The sequence below is a fragment of the Rhizobium sp. YJ-22 genome (assembly GCF_029601685.1).
Lineage (GTDB): Bacteria > Pseudomonadota > Alphaproteobacteria > Rhizobiales > Rhizobiaceae > Metarhizobium.
Genome location: NZ_JARRIR010000013.1, coordinates 60885 through 83790 on the forward strand (window position 1 = coordinate 60885; position 22906 = coordinate 83790).

Below are 22906 nucleotides of genomic sequence, written 5' to 3' on the forward strand. Positions count from 1 at the left end.
TCGGCCTGGAGCGTCTCCGGTTCGCCGGAAACGCTCTCATTGTCTGTCGGGTGAATTTTCGTTCCGGAGCACGCCCCGCGTCCGTGGGCGATGCTCTATCGCGTTGTTTCGATGCTCGATTTTTTTGGAGAGATCAGTCTGCTTGTCGCGCTTTGGATCGCGCCCGCGACTGCGTCATAAAGGAGAGGCAAGTTTCGTGGTGATCGCCACGCGCGGAATGCCGTTGGGGTCGAGAACGAACAGCACCTCGCTGTAGGCCTTGGTGCGGGTGATCATCGATGCGGCCTGCCGTTCCTGCCCGTGGCCGAATTCGAAGGCCAGCCAGCCGCCGGGCTTCAGGAAGTCCAGGGCCTCCCGCACCAGCCGCTGCTGGATGGAAATGCCGTAAGGCCCGCCGTCGAAGGCTTCGCGCGGTTCGGAATCGAGCAGATGGGCGCGATCGCCGTTCAGCCGGCCGGTGGAAATATAGGGCGGATTGCACATCACCAGATCCACCTGGCCTTCCAGCCCGATGTTCCTGATGTTCTCGAACATATCGCCCTGCACGACGGTGACGCGATTTTGCAGTTCGTAGCGCAGCACATTGTTCCAGGCGACCGCTACGGTATCGGCGGTCAGGTCGCAGGCCCAGACGTCGGCGTCGCGAATCTGATGTGCGATGGCGATCGCCAGATTGCCGCAGCCGCAACACATGTCGATGACGCGCGGGCGCGCCGGACCCTTCGACAGGCGCTCGATGCAAACCTTGGCCAGCAGCTCGGTTTCCTTGCGCGGCGCAAGCACATTCGGCCCCAGCCGGAAGCTGAGATCCATGAAAGTCGCCAACTTGTTCTTGAACGTGTTCATCTCCGGTTGCGAGAGCGCTACGTCTCCGGGATGGAACAAATCCTCCGCCATATCGGAGGGCGTTGATTGCCGATCATTGCGTGACATCGATTTTCCTCCGCCGCCGGGGCTATTGCACACGCCGCGCGCATACCTATGCCGAAGCCGGCGGCCCCCACGGCGGCGATGGTCCCACCAGAATTCGGGGGCGTAAAGATCGCGGTCACGGCGCATGCGAGTTACCTCCTTCGCGTATGCGCCGGGACGGCTAATCATCCCGCCCGGGGTAGTCCCTTTGCGCCGTTGCTTCGCCCGTGAAGCGCCGACAAGCTTGGTCTTGCGGAAATGGCGTCGCGAGACTTTGCGGCGAACCCTGCATTGTGAGGCGAGTATGTGTGGAATTGTCGGATATTTCGGCCATGGCATGGCCCCTGATGCGGCGGAAATCGTCCTGCAGCGCATGAGCCATGCGCTGCGCCATCGCGGCCCCGACGATTCCGGCGTTCATGCCGAAATTGCTGCCGGCTTCGGCCATCGGCGTCTTTCGATCGTCGGCCTGGCCGATGGCCAGCAGCCGATGTGCAATGCCGACGGCGCACTGTGGATCAGCTTCAACGGCGAAGTCTTCAATCATGTCGAACTCCGCAGAATGCTGGAAGCGAAGGGGTATCGCTTCCGCACCGCCTCCGACACCGAAGTGATCCTGCATCTCTATGAAGAGAAGGGCGACGCCTGCATCGACGAACTGAACGGCGATTTCGCCTTCGCCATCTGGGACAGCCGGCAAGGACGGATGCTGGTCGCCCGCGACAGGATGGGCGTGCGGCCGCTGTTCTATGCCGAGCGGCGCGGCATGGTCTTCTTCGCTTCTGAAATCAAGGCGCTGCTGGAAGTGCCCGGAATCGAGGCCGAAATTGATCCCTTCGCGCTCGACCAGGTTTTCACCTGCTGGGCGCCTGTTCCGCCGCGCACCATGTTCAAAGGCGTTCTGGAACTGCCGGCCGGTCATTGCATGGTGCTGGATGGATCGGGTATGGCCATCCGGCAATATTGGGATCTCGACTTTCCGCAGGATGTCTGCGGCGCGCAGGATGAGCAGGCCATTGCCGAGGAATTGCTCGCGCTTCTCGACGATGCGACGGCGATCCGTATGCGCGCCGATGTCCCCGTGGGCGCCTATCTCTCGGGCGGGCTCGATTCCTCGGTGACCTGCGCGCTGGCGAAACCCTATGCCGCCTCGGGCTTGCGCACCTTTTCCGTGACCTTCGATACGCCGGAGCATGACGAAAGCCCGTTCCAGCAGCAGATGGTCTCTGCGCTCGGAACCCGTCATTCCGCCGTCGCCTGCGGGCCGGAGGAGATCGCCGGCGCATTCCCGGCCGTCATCGCCCATACGGAAAAACCGGTCATCCGCAGCGCGCCGGCGCCGCTGCATGTCCTGTCGCGCCATGTGCGCGATGCGGGCATGAAAGTGGTGCTGACCGGCGAGGGTGCCGACGAGGTATTTGCCGGCTACGATCTCTTCAAGGAGGCCAACGTTCGCCGCTTCTGCGCCCGCCAGCCGGGCTCGCGTCGCCGACCGCTGCTCTTCAGCCGCCTCTATCCCTATCTGCCGGGATTGACCCAGCAGACTCCGGAATCCCTGGCCGCCTTTTTCGGTGCGAAGGGCGAGGATATCGGCGATCCGCTCTTCTCGCATCGCCCGCGCTATCGCAGCACGGCGGCTGCGAAGCTCTTCTTTTCCGGCGATCTGCGCAAGACGCTCGAGGGATATGACGCCACCGACGAGATCCTCGCCCGCCTGCCCGGTGATTTCGGCCGCTGGCATCCGCAACATCAGGCGCAATATCTCGAAACAAAATTCCTGTTGCCGGATTACATCCTGTCGAGCCAGGGCGACCGGATGGCCATGGCGCATGGCGTCGAAGGACGTTTCCCCTTCCTCGACCACCGCGTCGTCGATTATGCCGCGCGGCTTAAGCCCTCGTTGAAGCTTCGCGGCTTCGTGGAAAAGCATATCCTGCGCCGGGCCGTGGCCGATCTCCTGCCGCCCGCCATCGCGCAGCGCACCAAACAGCCCTACCGCGCCCCCGACAGCCGTTCCTTCCTGGCGGGACAGGAGCCGGATTATGTCCGCTGCTGCTTCTCCGCCCAGGCGCTGGAGGAGACCGGGCTCTTCAATCCGGCCGCGGCCGGGAAGCTGATCGAAAAATGCCGCCGCCAGACGGATGGCTTCCGGGACAACGCCGCCTTCGTCGGCATCCTGTCCACCCAGCTCTGGCATCGGACTTTTACCAGACAATCCCTTTTGAACGATGGCGACCGCCTTCTGGCGGCAGTGAACTGAGGAGAGGCATGATGATGTACCTGAAAGAGCAAATCCGGGCCTTTATTGTCGAAAGCTTCCTGTTCGGCGATACCACGCGCGCCCTGTTGGACGACGATTCGCTCATCGAGAACGATGTCGTCGATTCCACCGGCATCCTCGAACTCGTCAGTTTCGTCGAGGATACGTTCGCCATCACCGTCGCCGACGTCGAGATCCTGCCGTCTAATTTCGATTCCATCGCCAGGGTCGCGGCCTTCGTGGCCGGCAAGTCGGCCGTTTCAGCCCCGCTTGCCGTGGCAAGCTAGACGCGGAGGCGGCGATGCGTGTCGAGGATTTCCTGAAGGAAAGCGCCGGGCGATACGGCGACAAGACGGCTGTCATCGCCGGTGCGACAAGGCTGAGCTACGCCGCGCTCGACGCTGCCTCCGACCGGCTGGCCGCGCGCCTGCAGGAGGGCGGGGTCATGCCGGGCGACCGCGTCGTCATCTTCATGGACAATCGCTGGGAGGCGGTGGTCGCGATCTTTTCGGTGCTGAAGGCCGGTGCGGTGTTCAGCCCGGTCAATCCCTCCACCAAGGCGGCCAAGCTCGCTTATGTCTTGCGCAATTGCCGGGCGCGGGCGGTCATCGCGCAGGCCAGTCTCCGTCCGGTGCTGGACGAGGCGCTCGCCGAGGCCCCGGATGTCGTCCTCACCGTCATCTCGGGAGAGACGCAGGCGCTGCCGCCCGGCGCCCTCGGCTTTATGGACTGCATCTGCGGCGACGCCCGGCCGATGCCCCATGGCGGTATCGATATCGATCTCGCCATGCTGATCTACACTTCGGGTTCGACCGGCCGCCCCAAGGGGGTGATGATGACCCATCGCAACATCGAGGCGGCCTCGCGCTCGATCACGACCTACCTCGAAAACACGCCCGACGACATCATCCTCAACGTGTTGCCGGTCGCCTTCGATTACGGCCTCTACCAGGTGCTGATGGCCATACGCATGGGCGCGACCATCGTGCTGGAAAAATCCTTCGCCTTCCCGCAGGCGGTATTCGAGACCATGCGGCGCGAGAAGGTGACCGGCTTCCCGCTGGTGCCGACCATGGCGGCGATGATTCTCGGCATGCGCGATCTGCAGCCGGACTTCCTGCCGGGCCTGCGCTACATCACCAACACCGCCGCCGCCCTGCCGCCGGAACATATCGCCAGGTTGCGGGCCCTGTTCCCAGGCGTGACGCTTTATTCCATGTATGGGCTGACCGAATGCAAGCGCTGCACCTACCTGCCGCCCGCCGAGCTCGACATCCGCCCCGGTTCGGTCGGCATCGCCATACCGAACACGCAGGCCTATGTCGTCGACGATGACGGAAGGAAGGTGGCGCCTGGCGTTACCGGCGAGCTGGTCATTCGCGGCCCGCACGTCATGCAGGGTTATTGGGAGGACGATGCCGCCACCGCGCGCGTGCTTAAACCTGGCTTCAACCCCTGGGAAAAGGTGCTGATGACAAACGATCTCTTTCGCACCGACGAGGACGGTTTCCTCTATTTCGTCGGTCGCAAGGACGACATCATCAAGACGCGTGGCGAGAAGGTCGCGCCCAAGGAGGTCGAGGCGGTCATCCATGCCATGCCCGGCATCGTCGAAGCGGTGGTCTTCGGCAGGCCGGACGCCGTTCTCGGCCAGTCGGTCCATGCCGTCGTCGTCGCGTCCGGCGCCGACGTCACCGAACAGGCGGTCATCCGTCATTGCCAGCGGCATCTGGAGGATTTCATGGTGCCGCGCGCGGTGTCGCTGCGCACCGAACTGCCCAAGACCGATACCGGCAAGGTCAGCCGCCGGCTGGCCGCGGAAGACTACGAACGAGCCATGGAGTCTGTAGTATGAGCGCGATCCTCCGCACCGTCCAACCGCCGCTTTCGCCGCAAAGCCTGCGCATCGACGCAGCCGCCGAAGTCGGGCGAATCACCTCGAACTTGCGCGAACAGGTGCATTTCGACCTGCGCCGGCGCGGGCTGGTCCTCGGTCTCTCGGGCGGGATCGATTCCAGCGTGTCGGCGGCGCTCGCCGTGCGGGCGCTGGGATCGAATGCGGTTTTTGCGCTGCTGATGCCGGAAAACGATTCCGATCCCGAAAGTCTGGCGCTCGGCCGCAGGGTGGCCGAGACCTTCGGCATCAAATGGACCGTCGAGGAAATCGGCCCGATCCTTGCCGCCATGGATTGCTACGGACGCCGCGATGCCGCGATCCGCAGCATCGAGCCCGCCTATGGGCCGGGCTGGTCCTGCAAGGTGTCGATCAACAGCCCGCTGGAAGGCGAGAGCTACGCGATTTCCATGCTGGTGCTGCAGGCGCCGGACGGCACCATGAGTCGCCACCGACTGCCGGCGGCCATCTATCTCGCCATCATCGCCGCCACCAACATGAAGCAGCGCACACGCAAGCAGATGGAATACTATCATGCCGACCGGCTGAACTATGCCGTGCTCGGCACGCCGAACCGGCTGGAATACGACCAGGGCTTTTTCGTCAAGAACGGCGACGGTGCCGCCGATGTCAAACCCATCGCCCATCTCTACAAGTCCCAGGTTTACCAGCTTGCTGAATATCTGGGCGTTCCCGAGGACATCTGCCGGCGCCCGCCGACCACCGACACCTGGTCGCTCGCCCAGACGCAGGAGGAATTCTATTTCTCGCTGCCGCATGACCGCATGGACCTTTGCCTCTATGCGATGAACGAGAAAATCAGCGTCGAGGAAACGGCCGGAGCAACCGGGCTTTCAGCCGTTCAGGTCGAGCGCGTCTGGCAGGATATCCGTTCGAAGCGCAAGGCGACACGGCCGCTTCATCTTGCCCCACTGCTCGTCGAAGACGTGTTTTGAACCATCCGCGGGGAGACGCCGATGACCGAGGCAGACGACGACACACGCAACCGCCGACTCGAAAAACTGCGCTTCTGGCGGCGCGCCTGCGCCGATCAGGGCGCGAAATGGAAATGCTACAACGACAACGGTGCCGATATTCCGCTGATCTTCTTTCACGGCGATACCGATATGGGTGGCCTTTATGTGCGCCGCCTCGCTGCCGAATGCGGTTATCCGGTCGCCGCCCTTGCGCCCCGCAGCATCGAGGAACCCGGCCTTCGCCCCTGCGTCGAGGCGCTGGGCAAGGATATGGTCGAAGATATTCTCGCCTTCCGTCCTTCAGGCCCCTATCGGCTGGGAGGGTACTGCAACGGTGCGATCATCGCCTATGAATGCGCCCGTCGCCTCAGGGAGCGCGGCCACGAGGTTGAGGTCGTCGTGATGATCGAGCCGGCGTCTCTGAACACGCGGCCGGTTTTTCGCGCCGTTCAGCAATTGATCGCCGCGATGCTGCCGCCGCCCGAGGCGCGGTCGCTGAAGGCCCAACAGCGTTTCGGCGATGTCATGCATGTCGTCTGGAACATCGGCCGCCTGCTGCATCTGTCGCCGCGCGAATTGCTGGGCCTCGTCCGCTATCTCGGCCATCGGCGCATGATGTGGCGCGGCCATCTGGTGGCGGGCGAACAGGAGGCCCTGGACCAGGAACGGCAGGTGCGGGAAACCGATGCCGCCTTCAAGACCTTCCACTGGCGTTCGGTATCGACCTATCTGCCGTTGCCGACGCAGATCCCGATCGTGGCGCTGTCGACCGGCATGGATGGCGGCGGGCGCCGTTGCGGCATGTATGACGGTGTGCAATGGGCTCGAGTCGCAGCGAATTTTCGCCATATCCGGCTGCGCGGCCACCATGCCACCTGTCTTTCGACCCATGTCGGCGAGCTAGCGTCCGACCTGAAATCCATCCTTCGCGGCCTGCCGCCGGGCAAGACCGAGCCGCCAGCGCAAAGGCTCGCCAGACAACAGGGCGATTTCACGATGCTGGCGCTCGGCAAGGCCCCGGGTTCGTGATGGCCTGATCCGACGACAGCCACTTGATCCGCCTCGCAATCCATGCCTCTATTCGACCTTGAATCGGGTGAGGATTTGCCGTGGCAGCTTCGGGCATGACGACAGCCGCCTCGCGGCGGCGCAAGCCTTTGGCAGCCGCGGTCCCGTCCCAGGCGCAAAGTGCAACAGAAGAATTCGGAACGGGTGTCTTGCTGAAAAATTCCACGCGGGTCGGCCCCGGCTTTCCACAGGTCGTCGTTCTCGTCGGCGCAACCGGCGATCTTTCACGGCGCAAGCTGCTGCCGGGATTGTTTCATCTCATCAAGGCGGGCTTCATCCCGGGTTGCCGGATCGTTGGCGTCTCGCTCGACGATATCGACGCCGATGGTTTCCGTGCCATTGCCCGCGAAGCGCTGGAAAAATTCCTGACCCGCAAATTCACGCAGGCCGAGTGGGAGGCTTTCTCCGCCTCGCTGGATTACGTGCCGCTGTCGGCCGGCGCCGGCGTGCTGAAGGAAGCGGTCAACCGGGCCGAAGAGGCGCTGGGGCCGGAGACGCGGCGCGTGCATTATCTCTCCGTGCCGCCCAAGGCCGCCCTGTCGGCCGTGCAGCTTCTTGCCGAGGCCGGGCTGGTGGAGCATTGCCGCATCATCATGGAGAAGCCGTTCGGCACCGACCTCGCCAGTGCCGTCGAGTTGAACAAGAAGCTGCACGAAGTCTTCGACGAAAAGCAGATTTTCCGCATCGACCATTTCCTCGGCAAGGAGCCGGCGCAGAACATTCTCGCCTTCCGCTTCGCCAATGGCCTGTTCGAGCCGATCTGGAACCGCAACTTCATCGATCATGTGCAGATCGACGTGCCGGAGACGCTGGGCCTTTCCACCCGCGCCGCCTTCTACGAGACCACCGGCGCCTATCGCGACATGGTGGTCACCCACCTTTTTCAGATTCTCGCCTTCATGGCGATGGAGCCGCCGACGGCACTCGAGCCGGCGCCGATCTCGGAAGAAAAGAACAAGGTGTTCCGCTCCATGCTGCCGATCGAGCCGCGCGACGTGGTGCGCGGCCAGTATATCGGCTATCGCAAGGAGCCGGGCGTCGATCCGGAAAGCGACACGGATACTTTCATTGCGCTCAAATGCGCCATCGACAACTGGCGTTGGGCCGGCGTGCCCTTCTTCCTGCGCACCGGCAAACGCCTGGCCGAGGGACAGCGCATCATCTCGATCGCCTTCCGCGAGCCGCCGAAATCGATGTTCCCGGCCGGTTCCGGTGTCGGCGCGCAGGGGCCCGATCATCTGACCTTCGACCTGGCCGATGCCTCCAAGGTGTCGCTGTCCTTCTACGGCAAGCGTCCGGGCCCGGGCTTTCGGCTCGACAAGCTGTCGTTGCAATTCGCCATGAGCGAAACCGGCCTGATCGGCGAGGTGCTGGAAGCTTATGAGCGCCTGATCCTCGACGCCATGCGCGGCGACCACACGTTGTTCACCACCGCCGAGGGCATCGAGCGTCTCTGGGAAATTTCCCAGCCGCTGCTCGAAAACCCGCCGCCGGTCCGCCTCTACGACCAGGGAAGCTGGGGACCGAAATCGATCCACCAGCTCATCGCCCCACATGCCTGGCGCCTGCCCTTCGAGCGCGCTTGGCGGGATTCGGCAAAGGGTGAGTGATCGTCAAAGGAGATTGCAGCCGGCGCATTCGCCGGCTACGACCTCATGGCGAGGCCTTGCTTTTTGTCCCCGAGGTCTGCCATGTCCTGTGAAACCTGTCGCGCCCAAGCCGTCGACTATGTCGAAAGCGGCCGATTGAAGCAGGATTTGGCGCGCCTTGTCGCGCGCCAGTCCGTCAGCCAGTCCGAGGGGACGCCCGAGGAGCTATGAGCCTATCTGGCCGAGGATATCGGGCCGCTGCTTCAGGACCATGGCCTCGAAATCGCCATCCACGACAATCCGCTGCCCGGCGGGCCACCCCTGATGATCGCCAGCCATATCGAGGGTGCGGCCTTGCCGGCCGTGCTGGTGTATGGCCACGGCGATGTCTGCAATGGCGAGGCGCAGGAACTGACGCCCTCCGAACGCGTTTTCGGCTGGAATTCCTTCGCGCTGCTCGCCACTTCGTCCGGAGCGATTGCCGCGTCGCAATCGGCGATTTCCGGCGTGGCGCGCGCCGTCGGGCAGTTGCGTTTCGTTGTCGGCACCGATGTCGACGACATCGTGCCAGCGCTGCGGCGCCATCTGGAGACCAATGGTTTCGAGATGGTCGAGATCGCTTGCCGGGGCGAGCCCTTCAAGGCGACGCGTTTCTCGCTCGACAATCCCTGGGTGCGCTTCGTCTGCGAGTCCGTCGCCCGCAGTACGCGGCAGCCGCCGCATATCCTGCCGAACCTCGCCGGCTCGCTGCCGAACGAGATGTTCGTCGACATCCTCGGCCTGCCGACGATCTGGCTGCCACATGCCCATGCCGAATGCGGCCAGCACGGGCCGAACGAGCACGCTCTCCTGTCAGTTGCCTGTCAGGCCATGGTGATGATGACCGAGCTGTTCCTCGACATCGCAGACGGCGCGCCGCGAGCAGCGTGACTCAGAAACTGTTGCGTTCGTGATAGGTGCGCAGGAAGGACTGGATGCGGGCGTCCTGCGGGTGATGCAGGATGCGGTCGGGGCTGTCGACGCCGACCAGTTCGCCCTTTTCCATGAACACCACCTGATCGGCGACATGGGCGGCGAAGCCCATTTCATGCGTCACGACCACCATGGTCATGCCTTCGCTCGCCAGCGTCTTCATGACGTTCAGCACTTCGCCGACCAACTCCGGGTCGAGCGCAGAGGTCGGCTCGTCGAACAGCATTAGCCGCGGTTCCATGGCGATGGCGCGGGCGATCGCCACGCGCTGCTGCTGGCCGCCGGAGAGGCGGGAAGGGTGGTTCGCCATCCTGTCTGCGAGCCCGACCTTGGTCAGCGCCTCGGCGGCGCGCTGGCTTGCCTCGCTCTTGGACATGCCGCGCACCCGCATCAGCCCTTCGGCAACGTTTTCGCGCGCGGTCATGTGCGGCCAGAGATTGAACTGCTGGAATACCATGCCGATGGAGCGGCGCATCTCGCGCAGCTTACGGCCGGGCATCTTCCTGCCGGGCGCGTCATAGCCGATCATCGTGCCGTCGATGCGGATCTCGCCGGAATCATATTGTTCGAGAAAGTTGATGCAGCGCAGCAGGGTGGACTTGCCGGACCCCGAGGGGCCGATCAGGCAGGTGACCTTGCCCGGGGGAATGGTGAGATCGATGTCCTTCAGCGCGTGAAAGGTGCCGAAATGCTTGTTGACCTTGCGGATCTCGACGGAAGAGGCAGCAACCATCCTAAGTCCTTTCGATGAGATGTTTGGTGACGCGCGCTTCGAGCCAGCGGCCGACATTCGAGATGGTCTCGACCAAAGCCCAGAAGAACAGCGCCAGCACGAGGTTGGCCTCCAGATAACGGAAGGTTTCGGTCGACATGCGCTGGACCTGGTACATCAGCTCCGGCACGGTGATGATCGACAGGATGACCGTTTCCTTGGTGAGGATGATCGAGAAATTCACCAGCGCCGGCAGCGACGAGACGAGGCCGAGCGGCAGCAGGATGCGGCGTACGATGGAAGGTTCGCTCATGCCGATGGCGCGCGCCGCCTCGATCTGGCCGACCGATACGGCGCGGAAGCCCGAGCGGAAAATCTCCGCGAAATAGGGGCTGCCATAGATGGTGAGGCCCAGCAGGCCGGCGGGCAGGGCATCGAGCCTGAGTCCGACCAGCGGGCCGCCGTAATAGAGCACGAAGAGCTGCACGAGGAAGGGCGTGCCCCGGATGATCTCGATATAGACCTGAATGATCCGTCCGACCCAGCGCGAGCCGTAGCGTTGGACGAGCGCGATGACGAGGCCGAGCGCCATGCTGAAGATCGTGCCCAGGAACCAGCAGAGGATGGTGTTGCCGAAGCCGGAGAGCAGACCGGGGCCGTATTGTTGCAGGATGCTCCAATCCATCAGATAGCCGTCCTGTGTTCGAGGTAGCGACCGAGCACCGCGAGGCAGAGGTTGATCGCCAGATAGATGCAGGCGGCGGCGATATAGACTTCCAGCGGCCGGAAGGTGGTGGCGGCCTGCGCCTGGCTGGCGCGGGTGATCTCGAGGATGCCGACGACCGACACCAGCGAGGATGCCTTGACCAGCAGGATCAGCTCGTTGATGAGGGCGGGCAGCGACAGGTTGAAGGCCTGCGGCAGGATCACCCGTGTCCAGATATCGCGCGGGGTCATGCCGATGGCGATGGCGGCTTCCGCCTGTCCGCGCGGCAGGGCGGCGATGGCGCCGCGCCAGATTTCCGAAATATAGGCGCTGGCGCAGATGCCGACCGTCACCACGGCGGCGACCATGGCCGGCACGTCCAGCCCGATCACCGGCAGCGTGTAATAGAAGACGAGAAGCTGTACCAGAAGCGGTACGCCGCGCAGAAAGCTGACCCAGAGCATCGCGAAGCGGCGCAGCCAGGCATAGGGCGAGAGCCGGGCGGCGCAGACCAGCGTTCCGATGACGAGCCCCAAGCCGATGCCGAGCACCGAGATCAGCAGCGTATAACGGGCGGCCCAGAACAGCGGGCCGAAACTTTCCAGGAAGACGGAAATCGAGAACATGCGCCCCTCATGGTCACCAGGCGCGTTTCCGGTATAGCGGATCCGCGCCGACCCCTTGTCTTTCAACCGCCGCAAGACACTGCGGCGCTTGAGGAAAACGGGCGGAGCCCGAAGCTCCGCCCGGTCTCGTTTACTTGGTCGGCACTTCGCGGGGAAGCTCGGTGTAGCTGCCGAGCCACTTTTCCTGGATCGCCTTGATGCGGCCGTCGTCGGTCATCTTCAGGACGGCATCGTTGATGGCCTTGACGAGGCTGGCGCTATCGGCGTCCTTGCGCAGAACCCAGGCAAAATAGGTCGGCGCGCCGAATTGCGACGGCGTAAACAGGGCAAAGCTTTCCGGACGATTCTTCACGAGATAGGTGAGGTTCGGCAGCGAGCCGGCGACGGCATCGAGACGGCCGGCGGCGAGGTCGGCATAGGCCTCGTCCGTGGTGCCGTATTCCTTGACGGTGACGCCGCCCAGCTTTTCGCCATAGGCGGTGAGCTGCTTGAACTGCGCCGTGCCCTGCTGGACGCCGACGGTCTTGCCCTTGATGTCTTCCGGCTTGGTCAGCTCGGTGTTGCTGGCGGCCTTGACCAGCGAGACAGTCGCATCGGCGATCGGCAGGGTGAAGGCGTAGCGCTCCAGGCGCTCCGGGGTGATGGTGACGGGGGCGATGACGATGTCGAACTTCTTCACTTCCAGGCCGGGCAGCTCGGCGGTCCAGGGAATGTCCTGGTAGACCGGCTCGACGCCGAGTTCCTTGGCGACGCCGTCGAACAGATCCTTGGTCATGCCTTCATAGGTGCCGTTGTTGAGCACGTCGAAGGGGGCGTAGTGCATGTCGGTCGCGGTGACGATCTTGCCGGCGGCCTTGACATCCGCGAGCTGGTCGGCGAGCGCCGGACCGGTCGCGGCAAGCGCTGCGATGCCGAACAGCAGGGATTTCAACGTTTTCGATAGGCTCATTTCATCCTCCTTGGTGAAAGCTGGGACTGGCTGGATCAAACGCGTTTCCGCCGCTCCGGTAAAGATCAGGCGAGCATATTTCCCGCGATAATAATGCGCTGGATCTCGCTGGACCCCTCATAGATTCGCATGATGCGCAGATCGCGGTTGATCCGCTCGATCGGAAAATCACGGGTATAGCCATAGCCGCCGTGGATCTGCAGCGCCGTATCGGCGATCCTGCCGGCCGCTTCGGAGGCCGCGAGCTTGGCCATGGAGGAGGCCAGCGTGAAACGGCCGCCCTCGTCATGCGCCTTCTGGCGCTGGCGGGCGGCGTCCTGCGACAGCAGCAGCGCGGCGCGATAGGCGACACCCATGTCGGCGATCATCCAGCGGATGCCCTGGCGATCGCTGAGCGACTGGCCGCCGATCACCCGCTCCTTCGCATAGGCGATGGCGGCGTTCATCGCCGCTTCGGCAAGACCGAGACACTGGGCGGCGACTTCGATGCGGCCATTGTCGAGCACCTGCATGGCGGTGCGGAAACCACGGCCCTCTTCGCCGAGCAGGGCGTCCGCCGGCAGGTGACAGTCGATGTTGAGCGTGAAGACATGGCCGCCCTTCAGGCCCATGGTCTTTTCGGCGGGACCGGCATCCAGCCCCGGCGTGCCCTTCGGTAGGATGAAGGCGGAAATGCCGCGATGGGCCTTTTTCGGATCGGTGACGGCATAAAGCACGATGAAATCTGCGACGCCGCCATTCGAGATGAAGCACTTCGTGCCCTTGAGGTGCCAGCCGCTTTCGGTGCGGCGGGCGCGGGTCTTCATGTCGGCGGGGTCGGAGCCGGCGCCGGGCTCGGTCAGCGCGAAGGCGCCGAGCGCCTCGCCGGTCGCGGCCTTCGGCAGCCATTGCTGCTTCTGCGCCTCGCTGCCGCCGATCAGGATCGAATCGGTTGCAAGGTAATGCGCCGTCAGTGCCGAGGCGGTCGAGCCGCAGGCGCCGGCAACGATCGCCACCGCGCGCAAAAAGGCGGGGGCGGAAATGCCGCTGCCGTCATACTCCTCCGGCAGGTTGGCGCCCATCATGCCGACTTCACCGAGAAGCTTGAGCTGCCGGTGGACGAAGGTGGAGGTCTCGTCCGTCTCATGGGCGAGGGGGGCGATCTGTTCGGCGCAGACGCGGGTCAGCACGTCGCAGAACAAAGCCTCTTCCTCGGAAAGCATGTGCCAGTCGTCGCTCATCGGGTTTCCTCCAGTCCGAATTCCCGCAGGATAGTGTCGATATCGCCGCCAAGACGCGGCGCCGATGTGGCGGCGACCGGCTTTTCGCCGTCGAAGCGCACCGGCTGGCCGATGGTTGGAGCGAGCCCGAGCACCGGATGCGGCAGATGGCTGACGAGGCCGCGCGCCGCCGAATGTTCGTTATCCGCAGCCTTGGCGATATCCCAGATCGGCGCGGCCGGCAGGCCAGCGCCAGCCAGCGCCGCCACGGCGTCCTCGGTCGTCAGGGTTTTCGACCAGGCCTCGATCAGTGCCTTCAGGGCAGGCTCGTGTGTGGTGCGGCTTTCGTCCGTGGCGAAGCGCGGGTCGGCGGCGGCTTCCGGCGTGCCGATCAGCGCCGCAAGGGTTGAAAACTGCTTGCCGTTCAGCACCGCGATCACCACCTGCCCGTCCGTCGTCGCAAAGCAGCCGAACGGCGTGGACAGCGGATGGCGATTGCCGACCCGCTTCGGCAACATGCCGGCATAGAGATGCAGCGCATGGCTGGTGGTCAGCATCGAGAACAGCGCATCATACATGGCGACGTCGAGGGTCGCGCCCTGTCCGGTACGGTCGCGCTGCACCAGCGCCGCCATGATCGACCAACTCGCAAACAGGCCGGCGATCAGGTCGGCGATGCTTTCGCCGGTCTTGAGCGGCGCGCCACCCTCTTCGCCGGTGCCGGCCATCAGGCCGGACATGGCCTGGACGACGAGATCATAGGCCGGCAGATCCTTGAACGGCCCGGCCTGGCCGAAACCGGAAATCGAGCAATAGACCAGCCGGGGATTGACCGTCCGCAACTCCTCGGGGCCGATCCCCAGCCGGGCGGCGACGCCGGGGCGGAAATTCTCCACAACTACGTCGACACGCGCCGCGATCGCCCGGGCGATCGCCTGGTCCTCCGGCTTCTTCAGATCGAGCACCAGGCTCTTCTTGCCGCGATTGTTGAGGGTGAAAAGCGCGCTCTCGCCCTTCAGGAACGGGCCGATATGGCGATAGTCGTCGCCCGACGGCGGTTCCAACTTGATGATTTCGGCGCCAAGATCGGCGAGCAGGGCGGTGCAATAGGGGCCGGCAAGGACGCGGGACAGATCCAGCACCTTGATTCCGGCAAGCGGTCCCGTGGAAACGGGCGTCAGTTCAGGCATGGATGCCTCCGACATGTCTGGCACTCGACGCCGGACGGCAGCCGGCCCGGCGCCTTGCGGACGGGGAAATCTTTTCGGGATCGAGGACGGAAGAGGGGTATTGCAAAAGACCGGCAGGCGCCGGCGCGCAGGCTGTGGCCGCATCTGCGGTATTGCGGAATGCCTGCATGTAATGCGTCCTCCCAGCCGCCGTGCAATGCCGATATGTATAAATGTAATCGCGCTTATGTCTAGACATATTTTTTCTTTTCGCCTAGCTTCGAACGGAAATGTCGTCCTTCTCGTCAGAAGGGAGGATTGGATGACCGACAAGCGCGCAGGCGCCAAGGCGCATTCCATCGCGACCGAAGTCCGGCGCCGCATCGTCGAGCGCCGCTGGCGGCAGGGCGAGCGCATTCCCGACGAAGCCGAACTCGCCATCGAGTTCGACGCGGCGCGCGCGACGGTCAACAAGGCGCTGCAGATGCTGGCGGACGAGGGTTTGCTGGATCGCCGCCGCCGCGCCGGCACCCGGATTGCGATCGATCCGGTACGCAAGGCGAGCTTTTCCATCGGCATCGTGCGCGAGCAGGTGGAGCAGGCGGGCCTCGTCTATGGTCACCGCGTCGTCGCCCATCGGCTGAGCCCCGCGCCGGCCGGAATCGCTGCATGCCTCGGCCTGCCCGTGGGGGAGAAGCTCGTGCGCATGCGTGCCGTTCACTACGGCGACGGGACGCCTTTCCAGCTCGAAGACCGCTGGATCAACCTGTGCGCCGTGCCGGATCTCGATCCGTCGAGCCTGCGCCGCCTGAACGTCAACGAATGGCTGGTGCGCAACGCGCCCTACCTGCATGCCGAACTGGCCTTCTCCGCCGAAAACGCCAACCGGCGCGATGCCCGCCTGCTTCAGGTGCGTCACGGTCAGGCGCTGCTGATCCAGCAACGCACCACCTGGAACGACCTCGGTCCGATCACCACCGTCCGCGTCGCTTTCCGGCCCGGCCATCGTGTCAGCACGGACAGACGCGCGGCGGAGGCGAATTAGACGCTGCTCAGCAGAATGCTCGTCTCGCTGTTGGAAACGCCCTCGACGTCGCGGACCTCGCGGAGGATGCGGTCGAAGTCGCTGAGGCTGTTGGCGCGGATTTCGGCCACCAGATCCCAGCCGCCATTGGTCGTGTGCAGGGCATACAGCTCCGGCAGGCCGCGCAGGTATTTGATGACTTTCGTGGTGTTGCGGCCGCTGACCTCGATCATCATGATCGCGCGTATCGAGCGGTCGTCGTAATCTTGGCGGACGCGCAGCGTGAAGCCGAGGACCGCGCCGCTTTCCAGCAGCCGGTCGATGCGGGTCTGCACCGTCGCCCGGGAGATGCCCAGCACGGCCGCGATCTTGGAATAGGGCGCGCGCCCATCCTCGCGCAGCAGCGAGATGAGCCGATGATCGAGATCGTCGAAAATATGCATCAGGAATGCTTAGTGCCATTGCGCAAATTGCGCAATACGACGGCAAACATCGAGCAGGTTTCGAATTTCATTTCACGTCATGCCAGCCTAGGCTGATTTCGTCGAATTTCCCGAGGGAGCGGGGGATCGTCAGCTGATCCACACATGCCGGCTGCCTTGTGCCGCCGTTCGATGTTGCGGATCGTGCGAAGACGGTTCGGCCCTCGCCGCATGGAGCGCATTGCCTGACATGAAAAGACCGTCCGCACAGGCGCCGAAGGGCGTTGTGATGATCCGCCCGCATTACTTCGGCCCGAACCCGATGACGGCCAGGGACAACGCCTTCCAGGCGACCGACGCACGCCAGCCCTCGGCAATAGCAAAAGCCGCCTTCGAGGAAGTCACCCGCATGGCCGAGGGCCTGGCGCGGGCCGGCGTCGCCGTGCATCTGTTCGAGGACGAGACGGCGGCCCTTCCCGACTCCGTCTTTCCCAACAACTGGTTTTCGACTCATTCCGGCGGCCATGTGGCGATCTATCCGATGTATTCGGAAAGCCGCCAGAGCGAGCGCCGCCCCGACATCATCGAGATGCTGAAGAGCGAATACCGCGTCCAGGACGTCATAGACTATTCCGGCCTCGAAAAGGACGGCGTCTATCTCGAAGGCACCGGCGCCATGGTGCTCGACCATATCGGCCGCGTCGCCTATGCGGCGCGCTCGAACCGCACCAACGAGGTGGCGCTGGAGCGATTCTGCACCCATTTCAATTTCGAGCCAATGATTTTCGGCGCGGTCGACCGCAACGGCAATTCGATCTACCACACCAATGTGCTGATGTGCATCGGCACGGAATTCGCCCTGATCGGCGCGAGCATGATCCCGGATGCGGCCCGCCGCGCCGAGATCTGTGCGCGCCTCGAGGAGACCGGCCGCCAGGTCATCGACCTGACGGTGGAGCAGATCGAGAATTTCGCCGGCAACGCCATCGAACTCGATGGCGCCGATGGTCGCGTGGTGGTGCTGTCGGCCCGCGCTCTGGCCTCGCTGCGGTCCGACCAGATCGCGGCGCTGGAAACTTCGGCCCGCCTGCTCGCCTTCGACGTGCCGACCATCGAGCTTGCCGGCGGCTCCGTGCGCTGCATGCTCGCGGGCGTCCATTTGTCGCGAAGAGAACCCGTCGGTACGCAAACGCTTTACGCCGCCCCGTCCGCTCGATAGAAGCACCCTAAATCCAGGATAAAGGTACTGCACATGTCGCAATCCCGCCCCGTCTACCAGTTCAACAACATCATCGTGCGCACGCCGTCCCGCTCGGTGGTCAACGGCCTGCGCGCCGACGACCGCGGCAACCCGACTTTCGAAGGCGTGAAAGCCGAGCACGACGCCTATATCGCCGCGATGCAGGATGCGGGTGTGAAGGTGACGGTACTGCCGGCGCTGGAAGCCTTCCCCGATTCGATCTTCGTCGAGGATCCGGCGCTGGTCTTCACCGAAGGCGCGATCCTGCTGCGTCCGGGCGCCGAGACGCGCATCAAGGAAACGCCGGAAATCGAGCCGACGCTGCGCGCCATGTTCGAAACCGTGCTCGACCTGCCGGGCGAAGGCTTTGCCGATGGCGGAGACGTGCTCACCACCCGCGAAAGCGTCATGATCGGCCTCTCCGCCCGCACCAGCAAGGTCGGCGCCGAGGCGTTGCAGGCCACTCTGGCCAAGCTCGGCCGCAAGAGCGAGATCGTCGCGACGCCGGAAGGCGTGCTGCACTTCAAGACCGATTGCTCGCTGCTCGACGACGAGACCGTGCTGTCGACTGCGCGTCTGGCCAAGTCCGGCGTGTTCGAGCGCTTCAAGCAGGTGATCATCCCGGAAGGCGAAGAGGCGGCGGCCAATGCGCTTCGCGTCAACGATGTCGTCATGGTCGGCTCCGACTTCCCGCGCACCATCGAGATGCTCGATACGCTCGGCTATAAGGTCGTGCCGCTGAAGACCACCGAGATCGGCAAGATCGATGCGGGCCTGTCCTGCATGTCACTGCGCTGGTTCAGCAACACGCTGTAATCCCGTACCTTCGAGGAAGAAATAATGAAGACGTTCAAGTCCGCCCTGTTTGCAGGGATCGCCCTTTCCATGTCTATCGGCAGCGCGCTGGCCGAGGATTCGCTGCGGCTCGGCATGACGCCCGAGCCCTACATGCCCTTCACCCAGATCGATTCCAGTGGCAAATGGGAAGGCCTGGAAGCCGATCTCACCCGCGCCCTGTGCGACAAGATGGCGGTGAAGTGCGAGATCAGCCAGATGGCCTGGGACGGGCTCATCCCGTCGCTGAAGGAAAACAAGGTCGATTTCATCATCGGCGCCTTTTCGATCACCGACGAACGCCGCAAGTCGGTCGATTTCTCGACGCCCTACTACACGGAAGGCACCTCCTTCGTCGGCGCCAAGTCGGATAGCAGCGAAATCAAGACGGCCGATGCGCCCGACGGTTCAGGCAAGATCATCGATCCCGCCAGCGTCGAGGGCAAGATCATCGGCGTCCAGACCTCCAGCGTCCAGTCCGCCTATGTCGCCAAATACTTGACGGGCGCGGAGGCCAAGAGCTACGATACCGCCGACAATTCCGTCGCCGATCTCGTCGCCGGCCGCGTCGACTATGTGCTGATCCCCGACCTCTACATCCAGACCTTCCTGAAGACGCCGGAAGGCGCCGACTACGAGGTGAAGCTGGAAGTGCCGAAGAACGTGGTTCTGGGCGAAGGCGTGGCCTATGCCGTGCGCAAGGGCGATGCGGCGACGCTCGACAAGGTCAATGCCGGCCTTGCGGCACTGGAAAAGGACGGTGAGTTGAAGAAGTTCGTCGATACCTGGATCTTCGGCAAGAAGTAATCCGCTGACCGGCGGCGCGTGGCTCCTCGCCGCCGCTGCCGGCCGCGTGTCGGAGACCACCGGCGACCGGAACCGCCTCCAAGGGACAGGCGGCGTTTCGCGGCTGACCAAGAATCGGAACAGGTAACGACGGATGGACTATTACTGGCACCTGCTTGCCTTTGGCGGCGACGGCTGGGGCGACGATTTCGCCTGGGGCCTGCTGATGACCTTGCAGGTCTCTTTACTCGCCTATGCGCTTTCCGTCGTCTTCGGTTTCCTCGGGGCGGCGGGCAAGCTGTCGCGGCATCGCATCCTGCGCCTGGCCGCAGAGCTTTACACCACCGTCGTGCGTTCGCTGCCCGAGCTGCTGGTCATCCTGCTCCTCTATTTCTCCGTCGCCAGCGGCGCCGAGCGGCTGTTGAAGCGTCTCGGTCTCGTCGCCGAAACCTTCCAGTTCAGTTCGTTCTGGGCGGCGATCATCGCGCTCGCCTTCGTCTCCGGCGCCTTCATGACCGAGGTGCTGCGTTCCGCCTTCCTGTCGGTGCCGCCGGGCCAGGTTGAGGCGGCGGTCTCGATCGGCATGCGGCGCTCCAAGATTTTCACCCGCATCATCCTGCCGCAGATGATGCGCCATGCCGTCCCCGGCATGGGCAATCTCTGGCTGTCGATCACCAAGGAAAGCGCCATCATCAGCGTGCTCGGCTCGTTCAGCGAGTTGCTCTACACCGGCTACCGGGCGGCGGCGGGCACCAAGCAATACATCTTCTTCTACGGGCTGACGGCCATTCTGTTCCTGGGCATCACCCTCGTTTCCGTGCTGGCGATCGCCAGGATCGAGCGCCACCTGAACCGGGGGCATCACTGATGGAAACGATCTCCAACGTCATCGGCTTCCTGCCGGCGCTGATCAAGGCGACGCCCTTGACGCTGCTTCTGACGGCGGTGGCCGGCGCCTTCGGGCTGGTCATCGGCACGCTGGTGGCGCTTGCCCGGCTCTCCGGCCATCGCGCGCTCTCTGTGCCGGCCTCTGTCTTCACCTTCGCCTTTCGCGGCACGCCGCTCCTGGTGCAGATCTATCTCGTCTATTACGGCCTTGGCCAGATCCTGCCCGGCACCTGGGTGCGCCACAGTTTCCTTTGGCCCTATCTGCGCGACGGGTTGTGGTATGCGATCTTTGCGCTCAGCCTCAACCAGGCCTCCTACAATGCCGAGGTCATCCGTGGCGCGATCAAGGCGGTGCCGCGCGGACAGATCGAGGCGGCGAAATCGATCGGCATGCGCGCCGCGATGATCCTGCGGCGCATCACCCTGCCGCTGGCCTTCCGCTCCTGCCTGCCGGTCCTGACCGGCGATCTCATCATCCTCCTGAAGACCACCTCGCTCGCCTCGACGATCACCATCCTCGAAGTCATGGGCACGGCCCGCATGTTGCAGCGTCAATCGCTGCAAATCTTCGAACCGCTGATCGCCGCCGGCATCATCTATTTCACCGTCGTGTTCATCCTGACGCGCATCATGGGCGTCGTCGAGACGCGGCTCAGCCGCTACCGCACGGCAAGGGCATAACGAAAGGCGCGCACGGCGCGACGAGAGGAACGAACATGGTCGCAACGGCGCTTTCGGTTTCGAATATCCACAAGAGCTTCGGCACCGTCGAGGTTCTCAAGGGTATTTCCTTCGAGGCGAAATCCGGAGACGTCATCTCGCTGATCGGCTCCAGCGGCTCCGGCAAGAGCACGCTCCTGCGCTGCATCAACTATCTGGAAACCCCTGACGAGGGCGAGATCTCCGTCTCCGGCGAGACGATCCGCACGGTCAAGGGCAAGGACGGCAAGTTCCATGCCGCCGACAAGCGCCAGCTCGAACATATCCGCACCCGCCTCGGCATGGTGTTCCAGAGTTTCAATCTCTGGGCTCACAAGACCATCCTCGAAAACATTATCGAGGGACCGATCCATGTTCTGGGCGTTTCCCGCCAGGATGCGATCGGCGAGGCCGAATTGCTGATGGAAAAGGTCGGCATCACCCCCAAGCGCGACCACTATCCCAACCAGCTCTCCGGCGGCCAGCAGCAACGCGCGGCCATCGCCCGTGCGCTCGCGATGAAGCCGGAGGTGATGCTGTTCGACGAGCCGACCTCGGCGCTCGATCCGGAACTCGTCAACGAAGTGCTGCTGGTCATCAAGAAACTCGCCGAGGAAGGGCGCACCATGGTCATGGTCACCCATGAAATGGCGCTCGCCCGCGACATCTCCAGCGAGGTCATCTTCCTGCACAAGGGGCAGGTGGAGGAGCGCGGCGCGCCGTCCCAGGTAATGCGCGATCCGCAATCGGCACGCCTGCGCCAGTTCCTGCAGTTTTCCTGAACCGCGTCAATACGGGCGCTGATCGTCGTCCGGTAATGCGCCGCCGCTGCGAGCCTTGAGGAAACTGCCGGTACGGACGATTTCCAGGAAGGCGCGCACCTGGTCCATATCCGTGAAACCCCGCCGCTGATTGCAAAATTCTTGATTTCCGAGCGCACTTGATTGCGCTTGACATGGGAACAAGGCTGCCTGTCCTTCCGGATGGCAGGGTTGGTTATACACGAAGGCGCGCCGCGCAGGACGCAACCAGGCTGCCGGCCATCTGCTTCTGCTTGTCCACGCCCGCCTCGCGAACGATGTTGGCGATCACGGCAAATCGCCCGGACAATGGATTGGTCTTGCGCCAGACCATGCCGATCGTCCGGGTGGGGCGCGGTTCGGCCAGCCGCGAGACGCAGACGGCGGCGGAGCGCATTTCGGTATCGACGGCCATTTGCGGGATGAGCGTCACGCCGATGCCGGCGCCGACCATCTGCACCAGCGTCGACAGCGAGCTTCCCTCCATCAGGTCGCGGGTCGACGTCGGCGCGATGTTGCAGACGGAAAGCGCCTGATCGCGAAAGCAATGGCCTTCCTCCAGCAGCAGCAGCCGCATCTCGTGTAGCCGTTCGGAGACCGGCACAGGCTTGCCTATGTCTTCCAGCGGCCGCACCAGGACGAATTCCTCCTCGAACAGCGGAATTTCCTCCAGCGCCGGCTCGGAAATCGGCAGGGCGACGATGGCGACATCAAGCCTTGCCTCCGCGAGATCTTCGATCAGCCGCTGGGTGATCGCCTCGCGCGGGCGCGGATCGAGCCCCGGATAAAGCCGCGCCAAAGCCTTGATGATGTCGGGCAGCAGGTAGGGGGCGACCGTGGGGATGATGCCGAGGCGCAGGCGGCCGGCAAGCGGCCCATGCGCCGCGCGGCCGAGATCTTCGAGATCGTCGACGGCGCGCAGGATCGCCTGGGTGCGGGCGGCGAATTCCTCGCCGAGCCCTGTCAGCCGGATGCGTCGTCCGCCGCGTTCCACCAGCGGTGCGCCGACCAGATCCTCCAATTCCTTCACCTGCACCGACAATGCCGGTTGCGAGATGGAACAGGCTTCCGCCGCGCGACCGAAATGGCCGAGCCGCGCAAGCGCATCGAAATAACGGAGATGTTTCATCGACAGGCCATTCATAACCTGATCCTATCGCAGAGTTTAGAATTTACAATT

At 63.9% G+C, this 22906-nt stretch carries 23 protein-coding genes; 14 read left to right on the top strand and 9 right to left on the bottom strand.

What is annotated here, in order from left to right; translation table 11 throughout:
* Window positions 1-174 precede the first annotated feature (174 nt).
* Complete coding sequence (locus P7F60_RS24780; RefSeq protein ID WP_277920376.1) at window positions 175-933, bottom strand: HemK/PrmC family methyltransferase; 759 nt, start codon at window positions 931-933, stop codon at window positions 175-177.
* A 283-nt stretch (window positions 934-1216) separates the two neighbouring features.
* Here P7F60_RS24780 and asnB point away from each other — a divergent pair, with 283 nt between their 5' ends.
* From asnB to P7F60_RS24815, 7 genes are all read left to right on the top strand, one after another.
* Window positions 1217-3172, top strand: coding sequence for an asparagine synthase (glutamine-hydrolyzing) (asnB, locus tag P7F60_RS24785; RefSeq protein WP_277920377.1), 1956 nt, complete (start codon window positions 1217-1219; stop codon window positions 3170-3172).
* An 8-nt stretch (window positions 3173-3180) separates the two neighbouring features.
* Window positions 3181-3459 carry an acyl carrier protein gene (locus P7F60_RS24790; RefSeq protein WP_277920378.1) on the top strand — a complete coding sequence of 93 codons (279 nt, stop codon included), beginning with the start codon at window positions 3181-3183 and terminating at the stop codon, window positions 3457-3459.
* 14 nt (window positions 3460-3473) lie between these two features.
* Window positions 3474-5027, top strand: a complete 1554-nt coding sequence (locus P7F60_RS24795; protein WP_277920379.1) for an AMP-binding protein — start codon at window positions 3474-3476, stop codon at window positions 5025-5027.
* Window positions 5024-6022 carry an NAD(+) synthase gene (gene nadE, locus P7F60_RS24800; protein WP_277920380.1) on the top strand — a complete coding sequence of 333 codons (999 nt, stop codon included), beginning with the start codon at window positions 5024-5026 and terminating at the stop codon, window positions 6020-6022. Before P7F60_RS24795 ends, nadE begins: the two co-directional genes overlap by 4 nt.
* Before the next feature lie 21 nt (window positions 6023-6043).
* Window positions 6044-7072: a thioesterase domain-containing protein gene (locus tag P7F60_RS24805; protein WP_277920381.1), complete on the top strand. Its 1029-nt coding sequence runs from the start codon at window positions 6044-6046 to the stop codon at window positions 7070-7072.
* A gap of 188 nt (window positions 7073-7260) precedes the next feature.
* The gene (gene zwf, locus P7F60_RS24810) at window positions 7261-8721 is read left to right on the top strand and encodes a glucose-6-phosphate dehydrogenase (protein WP_277920382.1); all 1461 of its coding nucleotides are present in this window, start codon (window positions 7261-7263) and stop codon (window positions 8719-8721) included.
* Between the two features lie 303 nt (window positions 8722-9024).
* On the top strand, window positions 9025-9630 hold the full coding sequence (locus P7F60_RS24815; protein ID WP_347276894.1) for a hypothetical protein: 606 nt from the start codon (window positions 9025-9027) through the stop codon (window positions 9628-9630).
* Window position 9631: 1 nt separating this feature from the next.
* Here P7F60_RS24815 and P7F60_RS24820 read toward each other — a convergent pair whose 3' ends face one another.
* The 6 genes from P7F60_RS24820 to P7F60_RS24845 all read right to left on the bottom strand — a co-directional run bounded on the left by P7F60_RS24820 (window position 9632) and on the right by P7F60_RS24845 (window position 15054).
* Window positions 9632-10405, bottom strand: a complete 774-nt coding sequence (locus tag P7F60_RS24820; RefSeq protein WP_277920383.1) for an amino acid ABC transporter ATP-binding protein — start codon at window positions 10403-10405, stop codon at window positions 9632-9634.
* Between the two features lies 1 nt (window position 10406).
* The gene (locus P7F60_RS24825; protein ID WP_277920384.1) at window positions 10407-11069 is read right to left on the bottom strand and encodes an amino acid ABC transporter permease; all 663 of its coding nucleotides are present in this window, start codon (window positions 11067-11069) and stop codon (window positions 10407-10409) included.
* On the bottom strand, window positions 11069-11716 hold the full coding sequence (locus P7F60_RS24830) for an amino acid ABC transporter permease (RefSeq protein ID WP_277920385.1): 648 nt from the start codon (window positions 11714-11716) through the stop codon (window positions 11069-11071). The genes P7F60_RS24825 and P7F60_RS24830 overlap by 1 nt, the downstream gene beginning before the upstream one ends.
* A gap of 130 nt (window positions 11717-11846) precedes the next feature.
* On the bottom strand, window positions 11847-12665 hold the full coding sequence (locus P7F60_RS24835) for a transporter substrate-binding domain-containing protein (protein ID WP_277920386.1): 819 nt from the start codon (window positions 12663-12665) through the stop codon (window positions 11847-11849).
* 65 nt (window positions 12666-12730) lie between these two features.
* Complete coding sequence (locus tag P7F60_RS24840; RefSeq protein ID WP_277920387.1) at window positions 12731-13885, bottom strand: acyl-CoA dehydrogenase family protein; 1155 nt, start codon at window positions 13883-13885, stop codon at window positions 12731-12733.
* Window positions 13882-15054: a CoA transferase gene (locus tag P7F60_RS24845; RefSeq protein WP_277920388.1), complete on the bottom strand. Its 1173-nt coding sequence runs from the start codon at window positions 15052-15054 to the stop codon at window positions 13882-13884. Before P7F60_RS24845 ends, P7F60_RS24840 begins: the two co-directional genes overlap by 4 nt.
* A 301-nt stretch (window positions 15055-15355) precedes the next feature.
* Between P7F60_RS24845 and P7F60_RS24850 the strand changes: the two genes are divergently transcribed.
* On the top strand, window positions 15356-16078 hold the full coding sequence (locus P7F60_RS24850) for a UTRA domain-containing protein (RefSeq protein ID WP_277920389.1): 723 nt from the start codon (window positions 15356-15358) through the stop codon (window positions 16076-16078).
* Here the strand turns inward: P7F60_RS24850 and P7F60_RS24855 are convergent.
* Entirely contained in the window at window positions 16075-16500 is a 426-nt protein-coding gene (locus tag P7F60_RS24855) for an Lrp/AsnC family transcriptional regulator (RefSeq protein WP_277920390.1), read from the bottom strand. The genes P7F60_RS24850 and P7F60_RS24855 overlap by 4 nt on opposite strands.
* A 229-nt stretch (window positions 16501-16729) precedes the next feature.
* Here P7F60_RS24855 and P7F60_RS24860 point away from each other — a divergent pair, with 229 nt between their 5' ends.
* From P7F60_RS24860 to P7F60_RS24885, 6 genes are all read left to right on the top strand, one after another.
* Window positions 16730-17698: an arginine deiminase-related protein gene (locus P7F60_RS24860; protein WP_277920391.1), complete on the top strand. Its 969-nt coding sequence runs from the start codon at window positions 16730-16732 to the stop codon at window positions 17696-17698.
* Window positions 17699-17731: 33 nt separating this feature from the next.
* Window positions 17732-18535 (top strand): arginine deiminase family protein, encoded by an 804-nt coding sequence (locus P7F60_RS24865; RefSeq protein WP_277920392.1) that lies wholly within the window; start codon window positions 17732-17734, stop codon window positions 18533-18535.
* Between the two features lie 24 nt (window positions 18536-18559).
* Window positions 18560-19360 carry a transporter substrate-binding domain-containing protein gene (locus P7F60_RS24870; protein WP_277920393.1) on the top strand — a complete coding sequence of 267 codons (801 nt, stop codon included), beginning with the start codon at window positions 18560-18562 and terminating at the stop codon, window positions 19358-19360.
* A 133-nt stretch (window positions 19361-19493) separates the two neighbouring features.
* Window positions 19494-20207, top strand: a complete 714-nt coding sequence (locus tag P7F60_RS24875) for an ABC transporter permease subunit (protein ID WP_277920394.1) — start codon at window positions 19494-19496, stop codon at window positions 20205-20207.
* Window positions 20207-20908, top strand: a complete 702-nt coding sequence (locus P7F60_RS24880) for an ABC transporter permease subunit (protein ID WP_277920395.1) — start codon at window positions 20207-20209, stop codon at window positions 20906-20908. Before P7F60_RS24875 ends, P7F60_RS24880 begins: the two co-directional genes overlap by 1 nt.
* Before the next feature lie 35 nt (window positions 20909-20943).
* Window positions 20944-21708, top strand: coding sequence for an ATP-binding cassette domain-containing protein (locus P7F60_RS24885; RefSeq protein WP_277920396.1), 765 nt, complete (start codon window positions 20944-20946; stop codon window positions 21706-21708).
* A 214-nt stretch (window positions 21709-21922) separates the two neighbouring features.
* Here the strand turns inward: P7F60_RS24885 and P7F60_RS24890 are convergent, their stop codons facing one another.
* Window positions 21923-22870 (bottom strand): hydrogen peroxide-inducible genes activator, encoded by a 948-nt coding sequence (locus P7F60_RS24890; RefSeq protein ID WP_277920397.1) that lies wholly within the window; start codon window positions 22868-22870, stop codon window positions 21923-21925.
* Window positions 22871-22906 lie beyond the last annotated feature (36 nt).